We start from the raw sequence: 24,248 nt of genomic DNA, 5'->3' as shown, positions 1-24,248 counted from the left end.
CTTTGGACGGGCGGGGAAGGGTCTTGGCTATTCCGCGGCGACGGCCATATAGGGCAGAACTTGCACGGAATGGGCCATCCGGCGCACCCAGTCGCGCACCTGATCGGTCTGGTCCTCCAAAGTGCGCGGCGCGATCTTGAGCAAGGCCGACAAGGCGCACGCCTTTACTGTGCCGTCATTGACCTCGCCGCAGCTTTGCCATTCGCCCGAGGCAAGACGAGCCTCGACCGTGGTTTCGCTTTGGCGCATCCACCACACGATGCCGTTCAGCTCATAGGCCTCGGCAACCTCGTCGGTCGGCAGATCACGGCGACGAATGATGTTCATTTTTGCATATTCCGCCGCCACGTCGCGCGATTCCGTCAGGATTTCGGCGGCGATTGCCGTCCATCCATCCGAGGCCCCGTTGGCCAGCGGGGCCCATGCGGTCTGTTCCGCTTCGGTTTCGCGGTACCAGTATTGCCCCGATGTCTCTGCCTCGGCCACATCGAAATCTTTGTTCAGGATGCGCACCCGCGCGAAAGCTTCCAGCGCGTGCGGCACCGGCAGGCTGCATTCAACCGCGTCGTTTGCCGCAACCGGGGTAAAGACAAGCCCTTCGGAGGTGCGGCCCATCCCAGCGCGGTCAAGCAGTTCTTCGGCTGCGGGACTCAGCACGATCTCGCGGTTTTCCAGATAGGCATGGGTAGATCCGGCAAGCCCGCAAATGCGCATCGCCATCGCCTCGACCTTGCTGGGCTGCTTGCCAGCCAGCACGCGCAGCAACCCGCCCAATGCATGGGAGACCGCGTGATCGTCCAGATCGCGGATCATGGTGACCAACCGCAGAACGGGCTCGGCCAGAAGCGACGGCCCGCCGATCAGGGCTCCGATGTCATTGGCGAGCAGACTTGCAAGGCTTTCAAGCGCCTTGATCCGGTCGCGTGTCGCCCAAGCGGCGGGAACGCCGCGCAGCGCCAGCAGACCGATGGAATTACCCGTGCTGTCGCGCAGGTCGATCCCCATGCAGACAAGATCGGTCGGCGATCCCGGCGGCATCGGCAGGTTGTGGATCGGTGTCTCGCGGCTCGCGCCTGCATCCTCGGGGATGTGTTTTTCGGTGCACAGCACCACACCTGCCCCTGCAAGGCGCGGGCGCATCCAATCCAGCGCCTCGCCAAGGCGCAATCGGCATCCATCCGCGCCCGACACCGCGCGCGCCGCTTCGCAAGCGTGACCGATGTTCAGGGCAAGTAGATCGAGGAGTTCCGGTTTACGCGAAATCTGGGACATGAAAAACTCATAGATCAGGGGCGGCGGGACATAGGCTCGGGCCTCGGTTCTGCGCTCCCACCGGAACCAGTCCCCGAAATCACGCTGGCCAGCCCGAGGGGAACCCACGGTTCTCTGGTCAGCCGACCACGGCTGAAGCGCCATCGAAAGAGCGAAACCCTTCCGAATTTTGTCTCATGGCGGATCGGTTAAGGCCAGTCGCCAGACGGATGGTGGCCAGGCCGAAAGGATGATCCCGCGCCAAAGGGATGGGCCCAGTCGTGCGGCACAGGATTTGCACTGGGTCTGCATGCGCAAATTTCGTGCTCTTTGCCGTTTGATGGTCTTGGTCTGTTCCGGTTTTGCGCCTTGCGCTGCGGTGCAGGCACAGGTGCGCATGCCCGATTGCGAGGCGCTCGCCGCCGAAGCCGGGCGAGAGTCCGGGTTGCCTGAAGGGCTTTTGCCCGCAATTGCCCGAATTGAATCGGGCTACAAGGGGAGGGCGTGGCCCTGGACACTGAACCAAGGCGGCGATGGCTCGTTTCACCCCTCGAAGGATGCCGCCCTGGCGCGGCTGGCCGAGATTCTGGCAAGCGGTGTGCAGAACGTGGATCTGGGATGCATGCAGCTCAACTGGCGTTGGCATTCCGACCAGTTTGACAGTGCCGCACAGATGATGGACCCACTGGCTAACACACGCTACGCCGCGCATTTCCTTCTGACGCTCAAGGAACAGCACGGCAGCTGGGACGCGGCGATCGGCGCCTATCATTCCACCCAGCCGGAGCGAAGCGCAGCCTATACCAAAAAGGTCCGCAAAGCGCTCGACAAGATTATTGCCGAAGATCAGGGGGGGGCCGCGACCTTTGCCCGGTTGCCCGAACCCGATGCGGCAGGGTTTGCGCCCTTGGCGGTGACCGCTGCTCCTGTAACGCGCGGCTTGCTTGCGTTGTCGGGGCGGCCTCTGGTCGTGGCCTCGGGGGCCGGCATGTTGGCCAAGGCCGAGGGCCGGGGAATGCTGTCCATGTCGCCGGGGCGTTCGCTCGTCAGCGTAGGTAATTGAACAGCGATTGCCCCGAAATCTTGACGAAGGCCTGTTGTGCCGCCTGCTCTGTCATCAGCAGCGATTGCAGCCGCGTCACGGTGGCCGCGACATCCAGATCATTGAGCCCTGCCACCGCCTGATTGACGCTCAGGCGCTGCGATGCAATGGCCTGCGCGGATTTGTCGACCGCTTCGGCCAGACTACCCGCCGTTGCCCGCATCGTCGCCAGATGATCGAGCGCCGATCCGGCGCGCCCGACAAGCGTGTTGATGCGCATCTGTTCGGGGCGCAGCCCTGTGAACGGGCCGCTGGGCACGCCAGCGCTGTCGACCGCACCCAGCGTCAGGACCGGACGCTGCGCGGAGCCGCCCGACTGGTCCGAAATGGTGAATGCACCTGTTGCCGAGAGCCTGATGCCCTTGCCGTCGCTGTCCAAAGCGGCGGAAACGCCTGTGGCGGCAAAGGCGGCGTTGATTGCGTCAACGGGTGCCTGCGGGGCATCAAGGCGTAGGTCAAGCGTCAGCCGTGCCGCGCCCGAAGGACCCGTCAAGGTGATCTCGATCTCTTGCGGGCTGCGGCTGCGCACAAGCTCCATCCGTGCTTCTCCGGTCGCTGTCACCGCTGCGCGGGCGGAAAGCATCGGTTCGGACAGGGCGGCTATGGTGTCATCCAGCGCCGCGAAAATCCCGCTCGGACCTTCGTCAAAAACCTGACGGCCTGACAGCCCCGTTGCGACGCGCTGGCGATCACCGATCTGTGCGACCGATGTGCCGTCATCGCCACGATAGACAATGCCTCCGCTGGTCTGTTCAAAGGCGGGTGCGCTGCCCGTGCCCGCGAAAAGCGGGCGGCCCATCGAGTCTGTGGCATTGGCGATGGCAAAGGCCGAGTCACGCAGCGTGACCGCCTCGGCCCGCAGCGCGGCAAAGGCGTCGCTCGGCAAGGTGTCATTGGCGGCGCGAAGGGTGATCTCCTTCAACTGCCGCATGGTGTCGGACAGGCCCGCAAGCGCCTCGTCGGTCAGGGCCAGACGGTCGGCGGCACGCTGCGCCAGCCCGTCCCGCGTGTCCAGACGCGCGCGTAAATCGCGCAGCGCCGAGAGTTCCATCGCACGCGCCGGATCGCTTGACGGGCGCGGATCGTTGGTTCCGGCGGAAATGCGGGATTGTGTGGCCCCGATTTCGGCGCTCAGATGGCTAAAGCCACGAATGGCTAGGCGGGCAAACAGGGCGTCTCCGACAGTCATATGGCCTCCGGTCAGAACATCTTGATCAGCGTGTCAAATAGCGCGCGGGCAACTCCGGCCGCCTGCGCCGAGGCCTGATAGGCCTGTTGTAATTCCAAAAGCCGCGCCGCCTCGGTATCGAGATCCACCGCGCCGATCGCCGCCTGTTCGCGCTCTGACGCTTCGGCGGCGGCGCGGGCGGTCGCTTGCGCACGGGCTGCACCTGCGGCACGCAGACCTGTATCGCCTTGCAGACGGTTCAGCCGATCGGTCAGGCCCGGACTACCCGTCGCGGGATCGGCATTTCGCAAGGCGGCCAACGACAGGGCAATGTCGGCATTCGCAGACCCCGCCCGTGCCGGAACGATGCCGAAGCGGTCGCCCGAGGCGGGATTGCCGCGCAGTTGCAAGGACAGTCCCGCCAGCGTGACACGGCCCCCTGCATCGAGCGTGCCTTCCGCGACCCTATGCCCGGTGATGGCATCGCTCAGCGCGACCCGTCCAGAGGCGGCATCGACGATTTCCAGCGTCAGGGCGCCTGGCCCCTGCGGGGCGGTGGCCGCAACGGGCGGCGTCACCGATCCTGACAGACGCAGCAAGCCGTTGCCCGTCACCGCGACCACCAGATCCTCGGGCGGCAGGTTGGTGAGCCGAAGGGATTGGCCAAGGCTGCCGTGCAGGCTGCTTTCGACATCAAGCGGCGGGCCATCTCCCGCCAGAGCCAGACTGCCGCCATCAAGCCGCACGGCTATCCCCGGCCCGCCAAAACCCGTGGCGGACTGGGCCGAAACGGCAAGCCCGACGGCGGGGGCCGGAAGCGTCAGACGCAGCGCGCCCGTCAGCGGGTCACGGCTTGCCTCGCCCGGAAAGCCTGCCGGAAGGTCCAGCGCGCCGCCTTGGCCGAGGGTGATGGCGTAAGTCTCGCCCTCCAGACGCAGAGAAAGCGTCGCGGGCAGGCGGGCAGGATCCGGCGGCTGCCCTGACAACGTGAGCGTGCCGCCCGCTGCCGCAAAGCCGAAGGCGGGGGCTGGCGAGACTGCAATCCCCTTGCCGTCGCTGATATTGGCAGCGGCGATCACCAATCGGTTCTGCGCATCGAAATGCGCCGTCACGCGACCTTCTTCCGGACCCGAGAGAACTGGTTGCCCATCCTCGATACGCAGGGAGAACACCGCGCCTTCGACCGTGACCGAAAGGGCGCTGCCATTCGGGGGCAGGGCGGCAAGCGGCTGGCCTGTCAGCACCGCATCGGGCGCGCCTTGGCGCAGGACACGCGCAACCGCGCGTGACGCATCGGCGCCTGTCGTTCCCGGGGGCAGGGCGGTTTCATAGCGCTGGCCTGCGACCGTCAAGACATGCAACAGCCCGCCTTCCGCGCCTGCCGGAACATCGCGGAAGGTCAGGGCCGCCCGTGCTCCGGCAGCGGAGGTCTGAAGCGTGACCGCGCTGCTGGTTTGCGTTGCCGAGAGCAAGGCGCTGCTGCCTTCGGTCAGGGTAAAGCCCTGCACAGCAGTAACCGCCACCTCGCCGCCCAGCTTGACGATCTGGCCCGGTGTCCAGACCGTGGCCGGGCCGCGCGGGAGGCCGCCGGGGCTGGTGGGGGTCACTTGCAAACCGTTCGATACGCCCGAGCCAAGCCCCGACAGTGTGATGTCATGGCCGTCTGCCTGCACCAGCAACAGGCGCGCGCCATCGGGCGACATCTCGGCGCGCACGCCGCTTGCGCCGCTCAGCGCGTTGATCGCCAGCGCCAAGGGGGAGGCATCGCCCGTCGACAGCGTGGCCGAGACATGCAGGGGGGAGCCGTTGGCCCCTGCCAGCGCAAAAGTTACCGTGCCCGGGGCAAAGCCGGAAAGTTCGACCGCTGTCGAGGCCTTGGCGGCAAATCCGGGCAGGGCACCGTTGAGGCGCGACGCCACCAGCGCGGCACTCGCCCCCGCCGGAAGCTCAACAGAGGTGCTTGCGCCAGAGGCATCGGACAAGATCAGTTGGCGCGGCGGCGATGAGGGAATGGGCGAGGCGCTGGCCGTCACCAGCGCCGTTGTCTGCACCGTAACGCCCTGCACCCCCGGCACATCGACGCGGTCAAGCCCCGTCCCGCGATAGCCCGCCCCCGTCTGCGGCATCAGCGGAGACGGATCATAGACCGCCCCTGGCAAGAACCCGTTTTCCGACGTCATCAGAGCGGTGATCTCGCTGGCGGTGAGCGGCGTTCCGGCAATATGGCGACCGTTGCGCGTAATCACCTGAAGTCCGGCGCCTGCCGCCTCGGCTGGAGTCTCGAGGCCGATGACCGTGCCCGCCGCGCCGGAAAGGGTGGCGGGAACGGCGGCGCCGGCACCGGGGCGCGACAAGATCAGCGCTCCTGCCGCATCCGCCGAAGCGACGAGGCCCAGCGCCGACAGGCTTTTGCCCGTGTCCGAGGTTATCTGGCCCGTGTTGAGGGCAGCGGCTTGGGCCGCCGCGCCAGATAGTCCCGTCAGATCAAAACCATCACGACCGGCTCCAAAGGCCAGTTCAAGCCTTTCTGCGCCCGCCAAGGGGGCAAGTAGCGTGCTGGCGCTGCGCCCGAGGCTTGCCAGAGTCACCTCGGAACTGCCCGCGGCAATCAGCCCGACCGCACCTGCGGACAGGTAGACCGCCTCACCCTCTGCACCGAAGTTCAGGTTTGGCAGAGCCGAGGCGGGCGGCGTGATTTGCACCGCTGTCAGCCCGGCGGTGCCAGCATTGGCGGGCGATGCGGTGGCAGCAAAGGCCGAAGCGGCGGCGAGCCGCGTAGGGTCGGTGGTTGCAAGACGCAGATCGGCAGCGCGGCCGTTGGTCGGCACAATCGCGATCCTGTCCCCATGCGCGGCGCGGCCTGCGATTTCAACCACGACGCCGGGCAAAACCAGCTTGTCCGCGCCAGCGGCGAGCTCGACCCCGTCAGGCCCGCGCGCGCGCCAAAGGCCGGCCGGTGCGTCGAACATCAGATCATAGGCTGTGCCCGCCGTTTCGGCGGAGGTGGTGCCCAGATTGATCTGCACCGTTCCGGCGTTTGCCGTGGCTGCCTGAGCGGTCCAGCCGTCACTGCGAAACAGATCGCCTCCCGGCCGACCGAGCAGATCCATACCGCTCCGGTGCAACTGGTTCATGCCGTTCGAAAGGGTGCGGGCGAAGGCATCCAGCTCTGCCGTGGTCATGTCGAGCGCGCCCAAGGCGCGGGACAGGCCGCCGATCTGGCCCTGGCCGATGCTGCGCGTCTCGCGCGAGGCACCATCCGCAGCCACGATGCGCAACGAGAGCTGATCGGAGGCGCTGACCGAAAGTTTCGCGCTGCGCACGCCTTCCAGCAGCAGGGGGCCCGCCTCGGAGCCAAAACGCACCACAGGCCGCTGACCGTCCAGCGTGACTGAAATCGGCAAGAGTTGCGCCAGTTCGCCCAAGATCGCGTCGCGGCGGTCTGCGAGCGGATGCATCGCCGCCATTGCTGTGCTGTTCGGGGCTGCCGGCGCGCCCATGCGGCGCGAGACATCGGCAAGGTCTTCGAGCAGCGTCTGCGCGGTTTGCGCCGCCCGCGCCGCCTCTTTCACGAGGTCGGAGCGCACGCCGGCCAGACCATCGGCCAGATGTGATATCGCCTCTGCGGCTGCCTTTCCGGCGCCCAGAGTCAAGGACCGTGTGACATGATCTGTGGGATTATCGGCAAAGCGGGAAATCGCGTCGAAGAAGTTGCGCAGGGTTCCGTCGATGCCGTCATCACCGGGGATCATCAGCGTTTCGATGGCGCGCGCCCCGGCCAGATGCGAGCTGGCCGCAGCCTCGGCCCCTGCGGCGCTGCGCGCACGCTCGGCGGCAAGATCATCAAAGGCGCGGCGCACATCGGCCACCGAGACGCCCTGTCCGCCCGTGGCCAGGGTTGTTGCGGTGCTTTGTCCCCCGCCCGCCGTAACGGTTGATACATCGCGCCGCCGATAGCCATCAGTGCCGACATTGGCAATATTCTCGGCTGTCACCGCGAGCGCGGTGCGATAGGCCAAAAGCCCGCTGCGGCTGATGTCCAGAATGTTGGTCACGTCTTGGCCCCATCACCGCCGAATTGCCGCGCAACCGCCTCGGCGATACCGAAACCGGCGCGGCTGCCCATGACCTGCGCCAGATGCGCGTCAAGCATCTGCGTTGCCGAATCCACGGCTGAACCACCCGTAAGATCATCCCCCGGCAATCCTGCCCGCGCGCCTTTGAGCAGCGTAGCGATAAACAGCGATTCAAACCCTTCGGCAGCGTGACGGATGTCCTCGGTGCGCGTCGCGTCTTGCTCGCTGGGCGCTGCCTTGACGGGCAGGGGGGCTGACAGGTTTGGCAGGGACAGGTTCATTTCTACCCTCAGATCACGACAAGTTCGGCCCGCAAGGCTCCTGCCTCGCGCAGGGCCTCGAGGATGGCCACAAGGTCAGAAGGGCTGGCACCAACCGCATTGATGGCATCGACGAGGCTGGACAGGGAAACACCCGGATCGAAGACAAAGGCCCGCGCGGGCTCCTGGTTGGCATCGATGCGCGAGTCAGGTGTGGCGACCGGCTCGCCGGGGCCCACGACGGTGCCGCCATCGCCGGTCACTACGGTGGTTCCGCGGTCGATCTTGATGTCCTCGCTGACCCGCACGGTCAAGGAACCATGCGTGACAGCCGCAGGGGTGACGCGCACGTCGCCTCCGATCACCACCGTTCCCGTGCGTGAATTCACGACGATCTTGGCGCGCGGGGCATCGGGCGTGACATCGAGGTTTTCGAGCAGCCCCGCAAAGGCAACCCGCTGTCCCGGATCGGCAGGCGCGTGAACGCTTATGGAACTGCCGTCAACGGCAATGGCCGTTCCGTTGCCGAACTGCGCGTTGATCGCCTTGGAGACGGCGGCGGCGGTGGAAAAATCGGGGCGGTTGAGGTTGAGCACCAGAAAATCGCCACTCAGGAACGGGCTTTCCACCATGCGTTCGACTGTGGCCCCATCCGGAACGCGCCCGACGGTAGGGATGTTGACCGTAAGGGAAGAGCCGTCCTTGCCTTCTACCCCAAGACCGCCCACCACCAGATTGCCCTGCGCAATCGCATAGATTTCGCCATCGGCGCCCATCAGCGGCGTCATCAGCAGCGTGCCGCCCTTGAGCGATTTTGCCTGACCGACGGTTGACACGGTGACGTCGACCCGCTGGCCGATCTTCAGGAATGGCCCGAGTTCAGCCGTCACCATCACGGCAGCGGCGTTCTTGGCGTTCAGATCGCGCGCGCTCACTTGCAGGCCAAGGCGCGAAATCAGCGATTCCAGCGATTGCAGGGTCAGCCCCGAATTGCCGTCCCCCGTGCCGGAAAGGCCTACGACCACCCCGTAGCCCACAAGCTGGTTCGAGCGCACCCCGCCAAAGGACACAAGGTCCTTGAGCCGGTCCGCTGCCACCTCGGTCGACCACATCGACAGGGCCAAGGCCAGCATGGCAAGGCGCGCGATCATAGTGGATTGACCACATCTACTGCGCGCGACAGCCAGCCGCGGCGGGCGGTGTCGGCGGTCCCCCCCGCGCCAGTATAGCGGATGTCGGCATGGGCCACCCGGTCGGAGGAAACCACGTTGTCCGGCCCGATATCTTCAGGCCGGACGATTCCTGTGAGGCGCACATATTCGTTGCCGTTGTTCAGCGTCAGGCGCTTTTGGCCCATGATCTCCAGATGACCGTTCGGAAGTACCCGCACGACGGAAACCGACAGACGCCCCGTGAAAGAGTTGGATTGTGCCGCGCCGCCGCGTCCCGAGAAGCTTTGCTGCGTGGACCCGCCCAGTTTGGCGTTGTCAAAATCGCCTACCAAAAGTCCGGGCAGTTCCATTTCCATCGAAGACGATTTCGCGGCGTTCGACGATTGCGTTTTTGTTGCCTGGAAGCGTTCGGAAAACTCCACGGTCAGCACATCGCCCACCGCAGTTGCGCGGCGGTCGTTCACGAAAAGCCCGCGTGCGCCTTGATGGTAGATGCCGCCCGTCACCGTCGGGGCAAAGGGTTGTGCCTCGGTGTGGATCGGTGCGTAGTCGAGGCTGGCGGTGTCCTCGATATAGGTGGAACAGGCGGCCAGCGGCAAAAGCAGGGCGAGACGAAGGACATGGGTCATGGCGGATCAAATCTTGTTGGTGAGGAAGCGGAGCATCTCGTCCGAAGCCGAGATGGATTTGGAACTGATTTCATAGGCACGCTGGGTTTCGATCATGTCGACCAGCTCTTGCACGACGTTCACGTTGGAGGCTTCCAGCGCGCCCTGAACCAGCTTGCCGATGCCGTTTTCCATCGGCGCGCCGATGACCGCCGCGCCCGAGGCAGGGCTTTCGACCAGAAGGTTTTCGCCCACTGGCGCCAGACCGCGGGGGTTGGGGAAGGCGGCAAGGGTGATCTGGCCCAACTCTTCGGCTTCCACCTGGTTGGGCAGCGTGGCCGTCACGATCCCGTCGCTCGAAATGGTGATGCCGAGCGTGCCTTCGGGCACCGTGATTTCGGGTTGCAGCACATAGCCACTGTCGGTGGTCAGCAGACCTTCGGCGTTGCGGGACAGACTGCCATCACGGCTGTAGCCCATGCGCCCGTCGGGCATCAGCACCTGAAAGAAGCCTTGGCCGTTGATCGCCAGATCAAGGGAGTTGCCCGTGGTGGTCAGGCTGCCCTGGGTGTGGATCTTTTCGGTCGCGACAATCCGGACACCGGTGCCAATCGCCATCGGTCCGGTCAGCGCCGTGGTGTCCGATGTCTGCGCCCCGGCTTCGCGGTGGGTCTGGTAGAGCAGGGTTTCAAAATTGGCGCGGTCGCGCTTGAACCCTGTTGTGTTCACGTTCGCCAGATTGTTGGCGATGACCTGCATCCGGGTCTGTTGGGCATCAAGCCCGGTGCGGGCCACATGCATCGCATTCGTTGACATCGGGGCTCCTTGCCATCTGGGTGTCGCATGGTTCACCGGCTTAGATGCAAGCCCCGTGCCAGATCAGGGCCGGCACGCCCTCAAGTCGCGCCGTATCAGCTTCCCGGCGGACGCAAGAGCGCGGCCCCCGCTTCGTCGACCTCGCGGGCTGTCTGGATCAGCCGCAGGTTCAGCTCGAAGGTGCGCTGCAATTCGATGCTGTCGATCATTTCTTCGGTCGCATTCACATTGCTGCCCTCGCGCACGCCTTGCAAAACCCGCGCGCGTTGGTCGGGCGGGGGCAGGGCGCTGCCATCGGCCATCCGGATACGCCCGTCGAGCGTCTTGCGCAGGTCCAGATCATCGGCCGGGTCCACCGTCGCCAGTCTGCCGACCAAGGCCCGCTCGCCCGGAGCACCGTCCTGCGGGGTGATGACGATCTGGCCGAGGTCGTCTATCTCAAGCTCCCGAAACGGCGGCAGGATGATGGGTTGCAGATCTGCCCCCAGCATGGCCTCGCCCGCCCCGTTCTGAAGCACCCCGCCGGGACCGAGTTGCAGATCGCCCCGGCGCGAGAGTGCGGCCTCGCCGCCTTCGGGCGGTTGCACAAAGAAAAATCCTCTGTCGGCAATCGCCAGATCCATCGGATCGCCGGTGCGGTCCAAGGGACCGGCTGCGCGCGAGAACCCATGCGCGCCGCGCTCCAGTTGCAGGGCGCGTGTGCTCAGACTGTCGAGAGCGGTCACGAATTTGGCCGAGCCTTCGTTTGTCAGGTCGCGGCGAAAGCCCGGCACCGCCACATTGGCAAGGTTCTGGGCCGAGACGACCCGTTGATCGCGCAGGTTTGCCAGCGAATTCAGCGCGGTGTGGATCATCCTGTCCATTCGGCGCCCCGCTTAGCTGCGCAGGTTCATGATGGTCTGCATCATCGAGGACGAGGTCTCCATCGCCTTGGCACTGGCCTGATAGTTGCGCTGCGCCGTGATCAGGTTCACCAGTTCTTCGGTCAGGTCCACATTGGCCTTTTCCAGCGCGCCCGAGCGGAGCAGTCCGAATCCGGAGCCGCCCGGCGATCCGGCCATCGGCAGGCCGGAATCCGTGGTGGCGGCAAAGGCCGCGGCCCCCATCACGCGCAGCCCGCCGGGGTTGGAGAAGTTGACCAGCAGCAACTTGCCTTGGGCGACCCGCTCTTCCGATCCATAAACCGCCCAGACCGTTCCCTTGGAATCGATGTCCAAGGTGGTCAACTGCGTCTGGGTCTGGCCGTTATGAGAGGCGGAGCGTGTCTGGAAAGGGCGGTCGCGCAGCACGCTATCGGCCAAGGACAGAGACACCGTGCCCTCACTGCCACTGAACGAAAGCGCGCCAGAGCCGTCGACCAGAGCACCGTCTGCACCGAAGGTCACCTGCTGGGCTGCGCCGGGTTCAAGCTGTATGCCATCGCGGACCAAATGGACTTCATAGCTGGTGTTCGGCGAGGCTTCAGAGGGGTTGCTGGTGCGGACCAGATAGAGTTCTGCCTCGATCGAGCGTCCTTCGGCATCGAACATCGGCACATTCGTGCGATGCGCCCAGGTGGTCGGATCATTGGCTGCAAAGGGGGCAGAGGGCGGCACGGCCTCTTGCGCGCCCGCCATGGCAGGGTCTGTCGGCAAGGAGAGTTCCATCGACAGCCGCGAAGTGGCGGCGGGGAACCCCATCGCAAGCGGTATCTTGAGCGGCATCGCGGTGCCAAGCGCCTCGGACAGGGTATGGCCATCCATCGCGACAGGCCAGCCCAGAAGCTGCTGGCCCGATGCATTTACGATGGTGCCATCCGCCGAAAGGCCAAAAGCCCCCGCACGCGAATAAAGCGTCTCGGCCGTCGCCCCCGGGGTGATGTTGGTCGGGCGCAGTGCAAAAAAGCCCGCGCCTTCGATCGCAAGATCAAGCCGGTTGCCGGTGCCCACGATGCTGCCTTGCGAGAAGTCCTGCGCGACCCGTGTTACCTGCGTGCCGGACCCGACCGTGGTGCGCGACACCGAAAACGGCGATTGGTTGTAGATATCGGCAAATTCGGTGCGGCTGCCGCGAAAGCCGATGGTGCCGACGTTGGCGATGTTATGCGAGGTCGCGGCGATGTCGGATTGTGCGGCGGTCAGCCCGGACAGGGCGGTGTTCATAGACATGATGGTTTCCTTTGCGCCGTTTGGAATTACCGGAAAGCGTCGATTTCGAGCATGTTGATGGCTCCGAAGCCTTCAACCTGTAAGGTGATGTCGTCCCCGCCGGTGCCGGCACTGGCCGAAAGCACCCGCGCATAGACCTGCGGATCAAGTGGAACCTGCTCGCCATTCTGCATCGCATCAATCGTGATGCGCACGGGACTGCGCGTTGCGGCAAGGTTCGGTGGCAGGTCTGTCCATTCGAACGCCGCCCGCCCGGCCGCTTGCGGGCCAAGCGTCTGGGTATGCAGCAAGGTGCCGCTGCGGGCATCCGAATAGCTGATGACCATCGACTGGACTGGCGCCTGCACCTCTACCGCACCGCGGATCGCGCCGTCTTTGTCCGGCTGCGCGACCGTGCCGGGGACCAGAACCGACTGGCCGAGCATATTGGACGCAGCAGACAGGCGCATGTCACGCATGACAGAGCCGAAGCCCATAAGCGTATCGTTCACCCGCTCGATCCCCGCCACGGTGGAAAACTGCGCCATCTGGCCCATGAACTGGGCGTTATCCATCGGGTTGAGGGGGTCTTGGTTCTTCATCTGCGCTGTCAGCAACGTCAGAAAATCCTGCTGCCCCAGTGGCCTGTTGCCCGTGGGGGTCGGTGTATCTCGGCTCGGGCCGCTGGCGGTGATCGGTGCAAGTGACGTCATGTCATCCTCTTGTGGCGGGGCCTTACTCGCCCATGCTCAGGGTGCGGGCCATCAGCGCGCGCAGGGTGGAAAGGGACTCCAGCGTGTTCTGGTATTGGCGGCTGGCCTCGAGCATCTCGACCATTTCCTCCTCGACCTGCACCGCCGCCTCGAAGACATAGCCTTCGGCATCGGCCTGCGGGTGATCGGGGCGGAACATGCGCACCGGTTCGCGGTCCAGTGCCACGATCTGCGCAGCGCGGGGGGCGGTCAGCCCGGTGCCCGGCGCGGCCTCGTCCACCACGAAGACAGGGCGCAAGGCGCGAAAGGCCCCTTCTGCCGAACCCGCGACGGTGCCAGCGTTGGCAAGGTTTGACGCGGTTGTGTTCAGCCGCTGCATCTGCGCCGAGAGCGCCCGCGTGCCGATATCAAAGACGTTCCGGATCTCGGCCATGTCACTCTCCTCTGATCGCAGACATCAACCCCGAGATCCGGCGGTTGAGAAAGGTGAGGCTGGCCTGCTGGCGCAGGGCGCTTTCGGCAAACTTGATCTGCTCGATCGCAGGCTCCACCGTGTTGCCATCCAGCGATGCCGAGGTCGGCACGCGGTAGCCCGGCCCGCCATCGGGCGTGACCGGTGCCGTCAGGTGAAGCGGATGGGTGCCGGCAAGTTGGCCCATGCCGGACTTCCGCGCGAGTTCGGCGGCAAAGTCGATGTCACGCGCCTTGTAGCCGGGGGTCGCGGCCTGCGCGATGTTGCTTGCCAGTATGGCGCCGCGTCTTTCGCCCAGTTTCAGCGCGTCGGCGTGAAACCCTATATGATCGCGCAAAGCATTCGTCATCGGTTTCCTCGGATCAAGGTGCATCTGGCCCGATCCTTGCAAGACCAGTGCCAGAATTGTCGGAGAGACGAAAATGGCAGAAAAGCTTCCTTCCGGACTTGTCGGGCGCGTTGCAGAAGTGCTCGAAAGCTTGCCTTTGGCAACGGCACTGGCGGTGGGCCGTCTTTCGCTGGCAACGCAAAGCGAGAATCTGAACGCTGCGGAGCGCCGGGCAAGGCTTGCACTGCGCATCGCGCTGATGCGTCAGGACAAACCGCTTGCAAGCGCGCCGGACGAGACCGAGACCGCCGCCACTGAGGCCAACCCGCAAGCCGTGCCGGAGCCTGTGGCGGTGGTGCCAGAGCCGCCTCAGCCCAAGCCGGAGCCTGCGCCACCACCGCCGCCCAAACCTGCGCGCGTCTCGCTTTCAACTGTTCGTCTTGAAGATGCGGCCATGTTGCTTGCTGCCGCATCCGCGCCGCCCGAGCCAGCTTTCACACCCGCCCTGCGGGTTGCGGCGGCGCTTCCCGAAACATCTGCCGCGCCCGAGCCGCCCGTGCAGCCCGAACCGGCACAGGATGTGTCAGAAGCCGGGGCAGGGGAAGGCGAGACGATCGAACCCGCCGCGCCCAAAGCCCCGCGCCGCAAATCTGGCGCGCGCAAATGGTCGGCCAACACAGATGATCTGGGCGATGCCTTTGCCGCGCTTTCGGCGCTCGGCTCTCCGGCAGAAGAGGCATCGGCACCAGACCCCGCACCGGCACCGCCAGAGCCGGAACTGCCAGTTGCCGCCCCACCCAAGAGCAAGAAGCGGTCGGGATCGATTTCTGCCGCTGATGGTTTGGCGGCCGCGGCTTCAGCCTTTGCCGCGCTTCAGATGGCCGATCCCGATGAGGATGGATCGTCCCCGTCGCCAGCGGCGGGGCAAGATGCGTCAGCCGATGCTGGCTTCTTCGGGGATCAGGGCTGATGCCTTGGCTTTCGAGATGATCTCGCCCAGATGCCTCATGCTCTGCGCGTAAAGCTCTTCCACATAGGCCTGAATCATCGTCGCCTTGCGTTCATCCTGCGCGATGGCGAGGTTCTCCTGATCGAGCAAGACGCGGTTCAGCGCCATAAGCCCGAGCGCTCCCGCCGCGCCGGCAGAGCTATGCGCCAGCTTGCGAACCTGTTCCATATCCCGCTCCGCCAAGGCAGCGCGGGTCAGGACAAGCGCCTTATCCGTTTCGAGGCGGAAGGTTTCTACCGTTTTGGCGACGAAATCGACCCCAAGATCTTCAAGCAGGGACTCGACCATCGAGTCATCCGCCAGCGGCATATCCGTTTTAATTCCAGCGTCCTTGCAGTGACCGTCGCGCAGCACCTTGTCTGGCCTGCGGGCATGTTGGCACATCACTTCGACAAGCCGGTCAATCCGGACAGGTTTCATCAGAACATCCGTCATTCCCGCAGCAAGATACTCCGCTTGACGCTCCGGCGCGGCCTGAGCCGTTATGGCGATGATCGGAACATTGCGGCACGCGCCCTTCTGGCGGATCAGGCGCGTCGCGCTCAACCCGTCGAGGCGGGGCATCGAGACATCCATCAAGATCAGGTCGAAACACTTCTCGGCGGCCTTGTCGAAGGCATGTTGCCCGTCCTCTGCCGTCGTCACAATCGCGCCCAGACCTTCAAGCTGGCGGGTGATCAGCGTGCGGTTGATGGCGTTGTCTTCGGCCAGCAGGACCGAAAGCTCGGCCAGAGGAACGGCGGGCAGAGCGCGCGGCGCGGGCTCGGCCACTTCGACTTCGGCCAGCGGCGCTTCGAAGAAGAGGGTGAAACGGCTGCCTTTGCCAAGCTCGCTTTGGGTTTCGATATGCCCACCAAGCTCTCCGACTGCCAGCTTGGCAATGCCAAGGCCCAGACCGCTGCCCTCGCGCACGCGTGAATATGAGGCGTCCAGCGTTTCGAAGTTTTCAAAAATCCGCTCAAGGTCCTTCTCGGCAATGCCGATGCCGGTGTCCTGAACGGCGATCTGGATTGCGACCCAGCCTTCACGTTCGGCAGGCCAGTGGCTGAGTTCAAGCCGGATTTGCCCCTTTTCGGTGAACTTCACAGCGTTCGACAGCAGGTTTGCAACCGCACGGTTCAGGAGTTGCAGGGGCAAAGACACCCCTAGCACGTCGTTTTCTGCCCCGACGAACTCGACGGAAGTTTCGTTGCGCGCCGCATCAGGCTGGAACTGGCGCACCAGATCGCGCAGCGTCTGGGTCAGCGAGAAGGTGGATACAGGATATTGCCCCGCATCGGCGCTGCCCATCCGGCTGAGGTGCAGCACGTTGTTCACCTGTTCGAGCGCGGTGGTGCCGCAGGTGCGGATGATGTCGGACAGCCAGACCTGGGTGTCATCAAGGTCCGTCGTGCGCACCAGCAGATCAAGCGCCGACAAAAGCCCCGTCAGCGGCGTGCGCATCTCATGGCTCATGACGGCGAGGAAACGGGCCTTGGCCTCGTCCGCTTCCATCGCCGCGTTGCGGGCCTGTGCAAACCGCTCCTCATGGGCAATCTGTTCGGAGATATCGCGCACGAAAATCACGGTGATCGCACGGCCCGAAACCGTGCGTCCGGTGCCGACGCTGGCTTCGACAGGAAAGGAGGTGCCGTTCAGCCGCACACCCTGTATCCGAAACCGCATGCCGGGCCGCAGGGTCGTAAGACTGACCGAAGGACTGCCATCGTCTCCCTCACGCAGGATTTCCGAAAGCCGGGGGCGCGCCGTTTCCAGCTTGCCGCCAAACATGGAAACCGTTGCCCGGTTCGATCCGATGACCCGTCCTTGGCCGTTGACGATCAGCACTGCATCCAGAGCAGAGTTGATTGTGGTGCGCAGGTTCTGCAGCGCGAATTCAAGGGCGCGCGCATGTTTGGTGCGCGAGCGGCTTTGCAGGAAAAGGCCAAGCGTCAGAACCGCCATGCCCGAGAGCAGCCAAAGCGTTGCCGCCGCAAACATGCGCAGTGTGTCCCGCAGATTGGCGCGCAGCAGATCTCCATTTCCCATGATCGAGAAGACCGCCTCGACCACGCCTGTCCGAAGGCCGGGGCGGATGTCTGCAAAACGGGTGATCATTTCGGGGAGCGCGGCTGCCAGTCCTTCATCCGGGCCGTCAATGACAGGGATGTATTGCTCGAGCAAACCGTCGCCGCCGCTCAGCAGCAGCCATTCTGCCCGCGTTTCCAATCCGGTCTGGCGCAGGCTGTTGCTGCTGCGCAAAAGCAGCACGCGGCTGTAAAGAATATCGAACTGTTCGCGGACGGTTTCGAGGTGATCGGCGGGATCGCCCGAAAGAACGGCCTCTGACATGGCAAGCGAGAATTTGGCCAGATCAACCTCTAGCTGGGCAATCACCCAGGTGCGGTTGTCCGAAACGGCGGCCGCGTGCAGCGACATCTGGTGTTCGATCTGGCGAAAGACATAGAACGCACCCGCCGCGACGGCCATCGAAAGCACGATAATCAAAGAAATCAGCAGGCGGTGGCTGCGCCGCGCCTGCTTTTCCGCTGTCTGAATACCATCATAAAATTCGGTGTTAGACATCTGACTATCTTTTTGAAAGAGGGGGGCGCTAGGCCCCCCCATAGTTTACTGGACTGTCAATCGCACAAGCTGCCATACGGAGCGTCCATAGCTTTCTTCGGTCTGGTAGCTGGCCGATTTGTCGAAAGGATAAATAATCCAGAGCGGCCCTTTTTCGCGGCGGGAAAAGCTTTTGCCGTCGATCTGGTCGGCAACGATGGGTGCATCATCCTCCAGCAGGTCAACGGGGATCTCGACCAGATAATCGTTGATGGCGATAGCACGCACCACGCCTTCGGTGATCCCGGCCGATGCGAGAATGGTCTTTAGCGGAACGCCGCTAAACTCCCGCACGCCTTCTGTCCACAGCGTGCTGGTGGCGAAGCTGACGCGGTCCATTGCGGCAAGATCCTCGCGGGTCAGCGAAACGGTAGCCGCATCGGGCTTTTCGATTGTAAGCAAGACCTCCGCACGCAGCATCGAGGACGACAAGAAGGAAAGCGCTGCCGCGAGCGAGAGCACGAGGGGCAGGGCGGGCTTGAACAAAGCAGACAACATGGCGGTTCCCATAAACTCAGACTCAGCAGAGATTACAGCGCGTGCCAAGAGAATAAACATGACAAAGGTCAGCAAACCCATCCCTTCGGATGGGTCATCCCCCGGTAAGGCACTGGGTCGGCACCACAAGTCTAGATAGACAAAGGTCGTCTCTGCTGTAAATGCTGCCAAATGTGTGGAAATTTGCGCGTTCTGAGGGCATCCTTATCCAAAGAGCGGGGTTACACCTCCTTCTGGCTTAAACGGGAAAGTGATTAACATGACGGCAGACATATCGAACAAGCTCAGGATACTGGTTGCAGACGATCATCGAATGATCCTCGAGATGTTTTCGATGTATCTCTCGAACATTGCCGACATGTCGGTGACAACGGCCGAAACCTTTGACGAGGCCGCACAAATCATCCAGAACGATGGTCCTTTCGACGTGGTTCTGCTCGATCTGAACATGCCGGGCATGAATGGGGTGACGGGGCTGCGCCGCGGTATCCGGCTGAACGGCGGCAAGCCGGTTGCCATCATCACGGGCAGCCCGACTCCGAAGATGCAGGAAGAGATCATGAACTCGGGCGCGGCGGGCATCATCCTGAAGACCACACCGGCCCGCAGCCTTGCCAACGCGATCCGCTTTATCCAGTCGGGCGAGATTTACATGCCGATGGAACTGATGCGGGCGCAGGCCGAGCCGAACCGCACGGCCAAGCATGGCCAGTTGAGCGAAAAGGAAGCGCAGGTCCTGAACTTTCTGGCCGAGGGCAAGCCGAACAAGGCCATCGCCAATGAACTTCAGTTGGCCGAACCCACCGTCAAGATGCATGTGACGGCCATCTGCCGCAAACTCGGGGCCAGCAACCGCACGCAGGCCGTGATCATGGCGCGCGACATGGGCATCGTCTGAACAGCCTGCTGATGCGCGCTGAAACATCGCCTGCGGGGTAAACAGCGCGGCCAGACTGCCGTTTCACTCTGCACGGCGGGCAGGATAGCCCCGCACAGCGCAGTCAGGGAAACAGATGAGCCTCCACCTTGCCCGACAAACCTATAAACGCGCCGCGCAGACCGATGATGCACTTCCGGCAGACCCTCATGCTGTGATCGGGGTCGCGCTGGCGGAACTCCATTCTGCTCTCGGAACGCTTGCCGCCGCTGCCGAACTGCGGCGCCCGTTGCCGCCGCGTTCCATGACCTTGGCCCTGTCCTCGATCTACCTGCTTCAAAGCAGCCTCGATTTCGAGCGCGGCGGCGAGATCGCAACATCTTTGTTTCAAGTCTACGAATACTGCCGCGAACAAGTTGCCGTGGCTTTCCGCGACAAGGGCGAAGGGGCAGACGGCCTCGCCCGCGCGACCGAATTCATCGCCACCTTGCGCGAGGCATGGCAATCGATGGACGCGCGCGGGGCAGCAGGCTGAGCGTCCAAACTATTCTTGCATGACAATGGCTTGAGAGGCGTTTTTTCATCGACGCATGAATTGACCCGTGCCGGGCGCAGCCTGCGCAAGCCTTTCCTTACATCGCCCGCATACAAACAAAAGCGCCACCGCAGATCTGCGGTGGCGCCTTTACTCCGGTCCGGGTCAGCCGATCAACTGCACCCGCTCGTGCCGCCACAGGTGTTGCACTTCATGCATGTGCCGTTGCGCACCAGCGTATAGTTTCCACACTCACCGCAAGGGTCGCCCTCATACCCCTGCATCTTCGCCTTCTGGCGAGCATCCAGACCGCTGGCAGTCCCGATGGCATAGGCCGAGGTGCTTTCGGCGAAGCCCGCCATCCGCGCTTCTGGCACGAGCGTGTTGAGCACGGACACAGGATCGGTGCCGTTTGCCAGCGCCGTCGCCCCCATTCCGCCCTGCAGCACCACCAGCTCTTGCGGCAGACGCTTGCGCAGATAGCCGGTCGAAGAGATCTGGCGCAGCACCTCCAGCCCTCGGCTGGCGGCGGTATCCGTCACAGGGGCGACATTCGGCTTGCCCTCGTCATCGCCACGGCCCAGATCGTCGAAAGAGGCCCCGGTGGGTTTGACATGGGCAAGATCGGTGCGGTCCAGATAGGAGATCGCCAGCTCGCGGAAGATGTAGTCAAGGATCGACGTCGCGTTCTTGATGCTGTCATTGCCCTGCACCATGCCTGCCGGTTCAAAGCGGGTGAAGGTGAAGGCCTCGACAAACTCTTCCAGCGGCACGCCGTATTGCAGGCCCACGCTGACCGCGATGGCGAAGTTGTTCATCATGGCGCGGAATCCGGCGCCTTCCTTGTGCATGTCGATGAAGATTTCGCCCAAGGACCCGTCGCCATATTCGCCCGTCCGCAGATAGACCTTGTGACCGCCCACGATGGCCTTCTGGGTATAGCCTTTGCGGCGCTCCGGCAGCTTCTCGCGGTGGCTGCGCACGATTTCCTTTACGATCACCTTTTCGACGATCTTCTCGGCAATCACTGCAGCTTTCTCCTGCATCGAGCCGGTCGCCAGAATCTCTTCTGCCTCTTCGTCATCCTCGATCAGCGCGCTCGCCAGCGGCTGCGACAGTTTCGATCCGTCGCGGTAGAGCGCATTGGCCTTGATGCCCAAGGAATGTGACAGTTCGTAAGCCGCCAGCGTTTCCTCGATCGAGGCCGAGTTGGGCATGTTGATCGTTTTGGAAATCGCGCCCGAGATAAAGGACTGCGCCGCCGCCATCATGTGGATATGGCTGTCCACCGACAGGTAGCGCTTGCCTTTCTTGCCGCAGGCGTTGGCGCAATCGAAGACCGGATAGTGTTCCAGCTTCAGGAAAGGCGCGCCTTCGAGCGTCATGGTGCCGCACACATGGTCATTCGCAGCGTCGATCTGGGCCTTGGTGAAGCCAAGATGGCGCAGCAGATCGAAGGTCGGGTCTGCCAGCTTTTCCGCCGGAATACCAAGCGTGCCCTTACAGAAATCCTCGCCCAGCGTCCACTGATTGAACACGAAGCGGATGTCGAAGGCCGAGGGCAGGGCCGCTTCGATCTTCTCGATCTCGCGCGGGCCGAAGCCGTGGCCCAAAAGCGCGGTGTGGTTGATCGCCGGGGCCTGTGCGATAGAGCCATGTCCGACGGCATAGGCCACGATCTCGGCAATCTGGTGCGACGGATAGCCAAGCGCCTCCAGCCCGGCCGGAACCGACTGGTTGATGATCTTGAAATAGCCGCCACCCGCCAGCTTCTTGAATTTCACCAGAGCAAAGTCCGGCTCGATTCCCGTCGTGTCGCAATCCATCACCAGACCGATGGTGCCGGTCGGGGCGATCACAGTGGTTTGCGCGTTGCGGAACCCGTGCGCCTCTCCCAGTGCCAGCGCTTCATCCCATGAAGATTTTGCAAGAGAAACAAGGGACTGATCGGGGCAGTTGATGTGATCCAGCGCGACAGGATTCACGTTTACCGCATCATATTTGCCGGTCGCATGGGCCGCCGCACGGTGATTGCGGATCACGCGCAGCATGTGGTCGCGGTTTCGGGCGTAACCGGGGAAGGCCCCCAGTTCGGCCGCCATCTCGGCGCTGGTGGCATAGGCGACGCCGGTCATCAGCGCGGTCAAGGCCCCGCACATCGCACGGCCTTCCTTGCTGTCGTAGCCGAGCCCCATGTTCATCAGCAGACCGCCGATATTGGCATAGCCAAGGCCAAGCGTGCGGAAGTCATAGGACCGCTGGGCGATCTCCTGGCTCGGGAACTGCGCCATCATCACCGAGATTTCGAGCGTCACCGTCCAGAGGCGCGAGGCGTGGATATAGGCCTCTGAGTCGAACTTGCCATTCGCAAAGAAGGTCAGCAGGTTCATCGACGCCAGGTTGCAGGCGGTGTCGTCGAGGAACATGTATTCCGAGCAGGGGTTCGATCCGCGGATCTCGCCATCTTCGGGGCAGGTGTGCCAGGCGTTCACGGTGTCGTGGAACTGGATGCCGGGGTCGGCGCAGGCCCATGCAGCGTGGCCAACCTGATCCCACAACTCGCGCGCCTTGACGGTTTTCGCCACCTTGCCATCGGTGCGGCGGATCAGCGCCCAATCGGCATCGTCCCTTACCGCATTGAGGAAAGCATCGGTCACCCGCACCGAGTTGTTCGAGTTCTGGCCAGATACGGTGACATAGGCTTCGGAATCCCAGTCCACATCATAGGTGGGGAATTCGATGCTGGTGTAACCCTGCTTTGCATATTGCAGGATGCGGTTGGTGTAAGTGTCGGGGATCATCGACTTTTTCGCCGATTTGATCGCCGCTTTCAGGGCAGCGTTCTTGGCGGGGTCGACCGAATCTTCTGCCGACCCGTCCCAGGTGCGGATCGCCGTGAAAATCTCGTTCAGCCGCACTTCATGGAGTTTCGATCCGGCAACGAGGCTGGCCACCTTCTGCTCTTCGATAACCTTCCAATTCACGAAAGCCTCGACATCGGGGTGATCCATGTCGCAGATCACCATCTTGGCCGCGCGCCGCGTGGTGCCGCCCGATTTGATCGCGCCCGCCGCGCGGTCGCCGATTTTCAGGAACCCCATCAGGCCCGACGACTTGCCGCCACCCGACAGCTTTTCGCCTTCGCCGCGCAGGGACGAGAAGTTTGTGCCGGTGCCGGAGCCGTATTTGAACAGACGTGCCTCGCGCACCCACAGGTCCATGATGCCGCCGTCGCCGACAAGGTCATCCTTGACCGACTGGATAAAACAGGCATGGGGCTGGGGGTGTTCATAGGCGCTGGTCGATTTGGTCAGCTTGCCCGTCTGATGGTCGACGTAAAAATGGCCCTGCGACGGCCCGTCGATGCCATAGGCCCAATGCAGGCCGGTGTTGAACCACTGCGGGCTGTTTGGCGCAGCCATCTGGCGCGCCAGCATATAGCGCATCTCGTCATAATAGGCGCGTGCGTCGGCTTCTGTGGTGAAGTAGCCACCCTTCCAGCCCCAATAGGTCCAGGCGCCGGCCAGACGGTCAAACACCTGTTTGGCGCTGGTTTCGCCTACGATGCGCTGATCCGCAGGCAGATCGGCAAGGGCGGCCTCGTCGGCGACCGAGCGCCAAAGGAACTCCGGCACACCCTTTTCCTTCACGCGTTTCAGGCGGGCAGGCACGCCCGCCTTGCGGAAATACTTCTGGGCGAGAACGTCAGAGGCGACCTGGCTCCAGCCTTCGGGAACTTCAACGGCCTCATTGCGGAACACGACCTTGCCATCGGGGTTGCGGATTTCCGAGACCGTGGTGGTGAACCCCATCGCCCCGTATGCGCCTGTCGCTTCGGTCGTGAATTTCCGCTCGATTTTCATCTGCCCCGTCCTCGCTGCATGGCCCCGGTTGATGTCCGGTCGCGGCCCGTTGATCCCAAAACCACCTCGGCGGCAAAAGAGAGCAAAGCAACATCGGGCCTTCCCCGCAGAGCAGGAAAAGCGGAGACGCCCGTCGGGCGAAGTCCTGTATGACGTTTCTTGTCCCTTCCCGCTGACCACTACATTTAGTGTGTCGCAAGGCTCGGTTGTCAAACTGTCGTAAGCCTAGGGCCGGAGCAACCCCCTTTTTTTCCGCTGTTCATAGAAAAATGACTTGACCCTGCCCGCTCACCCGCAACGGCGTGCCCTGCTGTCAGACGGCGGGCGCTGTCATCCTGTGGACAGACCTGCGGATAACTCTAGGGGGTATCTGTGGAGCCAAAGGAAAAAACCGCGTAATTCGCGTGAAAAGCCGTAGGGTTGGCACAAGTCGTTAACAAATCGGATGAATTTTGGGACGGCTGGGGATGAAACCCTGCATGGGTGCATCGGTGATTCCCGATCCGGGACGGCAGGCACTGTCCTTTTGTGCTCGCTGTGTCGTCCTTGCCATAGATCGCCCCGCATGCGGCAGAATCGCGGCACCGCGGCCATGGCAGGTGGCGACAGGCTCGCCCAAGATAGCAAAAAGCCTAGCCATAACCTGTGGCCTCTTTGGACTGACCCACAATATATGGGGCGGTTATCCGACCCACCACCGCAGCTGCAAGGCGCAAAAGGGTGGCATGTGCGGCGCCTCTGGGCTAAAGCGGAACGACACCCTGCCTGCG

Annotated in this window: 19 protein-coding genes; 4 read left to right on the top strand and 15 right to left on the bottom strand. The window is 63.5% G+C overall.

The window, feature by feature from the left end; all coding sequences use genetic code 11:
• Positions 1–27: 27 nt before the first annotated feature.
• The gene (locus G3572_RS03490; RefSeq protein WP_164609265.1) at positions 28–1,272 is read right to left on the bottom strand and encodes a hypothetical protein; all 1,245 of its coding nucleotides are present in this window, start codon (positions 1,270–1,272) and stop codon (positions 28–30) included.
• Between the two features lie 289 nt (positions 1,273–1,561).
• Between G3572_RS03490 and G3572_RS03485 the strand changes: the two genes are divergently transcribed.
• Complete coding sequence (locus tag G3572_RS03485; RefSeq protein ID WP_164609264.1) at positions 1,562–2,314, top strand: lytic transglycosylase domain-containing protein; 753 nt, start codon at positions 1,562–1,564, stop codon at positions 2,312–2,314.
• On the opposite strand, the gene G3572_RS03480 is transcribed toward G3572_RS03485, so the two are convergent.
• The 11 genes from G3572_RS03480 to flgB all read right to left on the bottom strand — a co-directional run bounded on the left by G3572_RS03480 (position 2,298) and on the right by flgB (position 14,137).
• On the bottom strand, positions 2,298–3,542 hold the full coding sequence (locus G3572_RS03480) for a flagellin N-terminal helical domain-containing protein (protein WP_164609263.1): 1,245 nt from the start codon (positions 3,540–3,542) through the stop codon (positions 2,298–2,300). The two genes, G3572_RS03485 and G3572_RS03480, sit on opposite strands and share 17 nt — an antisense overlap.
• A gap of 11 nt (positions 3,543–3,553) precedes the next feature.
• Positions 3,554–7,576, bottom strand: coding sequence for a FlgK family flagellar hook-associated protein (locus G3572_RS03475; RefSeq protein ID WP_164609262.1), 4,023 nt, complete (start codon positions 7,574–7,576; stop codon positions 3,554–3,556).
• A complete protein-coding gene (locus tag G3572_RS03470; RefSeq protein WP_164609261.1) occupies positions 7,573–7,878 on the bottom strand; it encodes a rod-binding protein in 306 nt (101 codons plus the stop codon). The genes G3572_RS03475 and G3572_RS03470 overlap by 4 nt, the downstream gene beginning before the upstream one ends.
• Positions 7,879–7,886: 8 nt before the next feature.
• Entirely contained in the window at positions 7,887–9,008 is a 1,122-nt protein-coding gene (locus G3572_RS03465; RefSeq protein ID WP_164609260.1) for a flagellar basal body P-ring protein FlgI, read from the bottom strand.
• Complete coding sequence (locus tag G3572_RS03460; protein WP_164609259.1) at positions 9,005–9,658, bottom strand: flagellar basal body L-ring protein FlgH; 654 nt, start codon at positions 9,656–9,658, stop codon at positions 9,005–9,007. The genes G3572_RS03465 and G3572_RS03460 overlap by 4 nt, the downstream gene beginning before the upstream one ends.
• 6 nt (positions 9,659–9,664) lie before the next feature.
• On the bottom strand, positions 9,665–10,453 hold the full coding sequence (flgG, locus tag G3572_RS03455; protein ID WP_164609258.1) for a flagellar basal-body rod protein FlgG: 789 nt from the start codon (positions 10,451–10,453) through the stop codon (positions 9,665–9,667).
• Between the two features lie 95 nt (positions 10,454–10,548).
• The gene (locus G3572_RS03450) at positions 10,549–11,316 is read right to left on the bottom strand and encodes a flagellar basal body rod protein FlgF (protein ID WP_164609257.1); all 768 of its coding nucleotides are present in this window, start codon (positions 11,314–11,316) and stop codon (positions 10,549–10,551) included.
• A gap of 12 nt (positions 11,317–11,328) precedes the next feature.
• The gene (locus G3572_RS03445) at positions 11,329–12,600 is read right to left on the bottom strand and encodes a flagellar hook protein FlgE (RefSeq protein ID WP_164609256.1); all 1,272 of its coding nucleotides are present in this window, start codon (positions 12,598–12,600) and stop codon (positions 11,329–11,331) included.
• 26 nt (positions 12,601–12,626) lie between these two features.
• A complete protein-coding gene (locus G3572_RS03440; RefSeq protein WP_164609255.1) occupies positions 12,627–13,292 on the bottom strand; it encodes a flagellar hook assembly protein FlgD in 666 nt (221 codons plus the stop codon).
• Positions 13,293–13,314: 22 nt separating this feature from the next.
• Positions 13,315–13,725, bottom strand: a complete 411-nt coding sequence (gene flgC, locus G3572_RS03435; protein ID WP_164609254.1) for a flagellar basal body rod protein FlgC — start codon at positions 13,723–13,725, stop codon at positions 13,315–13,317.
• Between the two features lies 1 nt (position 13,726).
• On the bottom strand, positions 13,727–14,137 hold the full coding sequence (flgB, locus tag G3572_RS03430; protein ID WP_354003979.1) for a flagellar basal body rod protein FlgB: 411 nt from the start codon (positions 14,135–14,137) through the stop codon (positions 13,727–13,729).
• A gap of 49 nt (positions 14,138–14,186) precedes the next feature.
• Here flgB and G3572_RS03425 point away from each other — a divergent pair, with 49 nt between their 5' ends.
• On the top strand, positions 14,187–15,062 hold the full coding sequence (locus tag G3572_RS03425; RefSeq protein ID WP_164609253.1) for a hypothetical protein: 876 nt from the start codon (positions 14,187–14,189) through the stop codon (positions 15,060–15,062).
• Here G3572_RS03425 and G3572_RS03420 read toward each other — a convergent pair.
• Both G3572_RS03420 and G3572_RS03415 read right to left on the bottom strand, forming a co-directional pair.
• On the bottom strand, positions 15,027–17,666 hold the full coding sequence (locus tag G3572_RS03420; RefSeq protein WP_164609252.1) for a response regulator: 2,640 nt from the start codon (positions 17,664–17,666) through the stop codon (positions 15,027–15,029). The two genes, G3572_RS03425 and G3572_RS03420, sit on opposite strands and share 36 nt — an antisense overlap.
• A 45-nt stretch (positions 17,667–17,711) precedes the next feature.
• The gene (locus G3572_RS03415) at positions 17,712–18,278 is read right to left on the bottom strand and encodes a putative pterin-binding protein (RefSeq protein WP_240335382.1); all 567 of its coding nucleotides are present in this window, start codon (positions 18,276–18,278) and stop codon (positions 17,712–17,714) included.
• A gap of 184 nt (positions 18,279–18,462) precedes the next feature.
• Between G3572_RS03415 and G3572_RS03410 the strand changes: the two genes are divergently transcribed.
• Positions 18,463–19,101, top strand: coding sequence for a response regulator transcription factor (locus G3572_RS03410; RefSeq protein ID WP_164609251.1), 639 nt, complete (start codon positions 18,463–18,465; stop codon positions 19,099–19,101).
• A gap of 115 nt (positions 19,102–19,216) precedes the next feature.
• Positions 19,217–19,615 (top strand): flagellar protein FliS, encoded by a 399-nt coding sequence (locus G3572_RS03405; protein ID WP_164609250.1) that lies wholly within the window; start codon positions 19,217–19,219, stop codon positions 19,613–19,615.
• A gap of 173 nt (positions 19,616–19,788) precedes the next feature.
• On the opposite strand, the gene G3572_RS03400 is transcribed toward G3572_RS03405, so the two are convergent.
• Positions 19,789–23,478 (bottom strand): vitamin B12-dependent ribonucleotide reductase, encoded by a 3,690-nt coding sequence (locus G3572_RS03400; protein ID WP_164609249.1) that lies wholly within the window; start codon positions 23,476–23,478, stop codon positions 19,789–19,791.
• Positions 23,479–24,248 lie beyond the last annotated feature (770 nt).

The organism is Pseudotabrizicola algicola (assembly GCF_010915705.1).
Lineage (GTDB): Bacteria > Pseudomonadota > Alphaproteobacteria > Rhodobacterales > Rhodobacteraceae > Pseudotabrizicola > Pseudotabrizicola algicola.
This window is presented reverse-complemented; position numbering and strand designations above follow the sequence as displayed.

Coding starts and splice junctions, on each gene's coding strand:
- G3572_RS03440 (WP_164609255.1), bottom strand. CDS start 13,292: ATGACGTCACTTGCACCGATCACCGCCAGCGGCCCGAGCCGAGATACA.
- G3572_RS03465 (WP_164609260.1), bottom strand. CDS start 9,008: ATGATCGCGCGCCTTGCCATGCTGGCCTTGGCCCTGTCGATGTGGTCG.
- G3572_RS03450 (WP_164609257.1), bottom strand. CDS start 11,316: ATGGACAGGATGATCCACACCGCGCTGAATTCGCTGGCAAACCTGCGC.
- G3572_RS03425 (WP_164609253.1), top strand. CDS start 14,187: ATGGCAGAAAAGCTTCCTTCCGGACTTGTCGGGCGCGTTGCAGAAGTG.
- G3572_RS03400 (WP_164609249.1), bottom strand. CDS start 23,478: ATGAAAATCGAGCGGAAATTCACGACCGAAGCGACAGGCGCATACGGG.
- G3572_RS03480 (WP_164609263.1), bottom strand. CDS start 3,542: ATGACTGTCGGAGACGCCCTGTTTGCCCGCCTAGCCATTCGTGGCTTT.
- flgB (WP_354003979.1), bottom strand. CDS start 14,137: ATGCACCTTGATCCGAGGAAACCGATGACGAATGCTTTGCGCGATCAT.
- flgG (WP_164609258.1), bottom strand. CDS start 10,453: ATGTCAACGAATGCGATGCATGTGGCCCGCACCGGGCTTGATGCCCAA.
- G3572_RS03405 (WP_164609250.1), top strand. CDS start 19,217: ATGAGCCTCCACCTTGCCCGACAAACCTATAAACGCGCCGCGCAGACC.
- G3572_RS03420 (WP_164609252.1), bottom strand. CDS start 17,666: ATGTCTAACACCGAATTTTATGATGGTATTCAGACAGCGGAAAAGCAG.
- G3572_RS03460 (WP_164609259.1), bottom strand. CDS start 9,658: ATGACCCATGTCCTTCGTCTCGCCCTGCTTTTGCCGCTGGCCGCCTGT.
- flgC (WP_164609254.1), bottom strand. CDS start 13,725: ATGGCCGAGATCCGGAACGTCTTTGATATCGGCACGCGGGCGCTCTCG.
- G3572_RS03485 (WP_164609264.1), top strand. CDS start 1,562: ATGCGCAAATTTCGTGCTCTTTGCCGTTTGATGGTCTTGGTCTGTTCC.
- G3572_RS03410 (WP_164609251.1), top strand. CDS start 18,463: ATGACGGCAGACATATCGAACAAGCTCAGGATACTGGTTGCAGACGAT.
- G3572_RS03490 (WP_164609265.1), bottom strand. CDS start 1,272: ATGTCCCAGATTTCGCGTAAACCGGAACTCCTCGATCTACTTGCCCTG.
- G3572_RS03470 (WP_164609261.1), bottom strand. CDS start 7,878: ATGAACCTGTCCCTGCCAAACCTGTCAGCCCCCCTGCCCGTCAAGGCA.
- G3572_RS03445 (WP_164609256.1), bottom strand. CDS start 12,600: ATGTCTATGAACACCGCCCTGTCCGGGCTGACCGCCGCACAATCCGAC.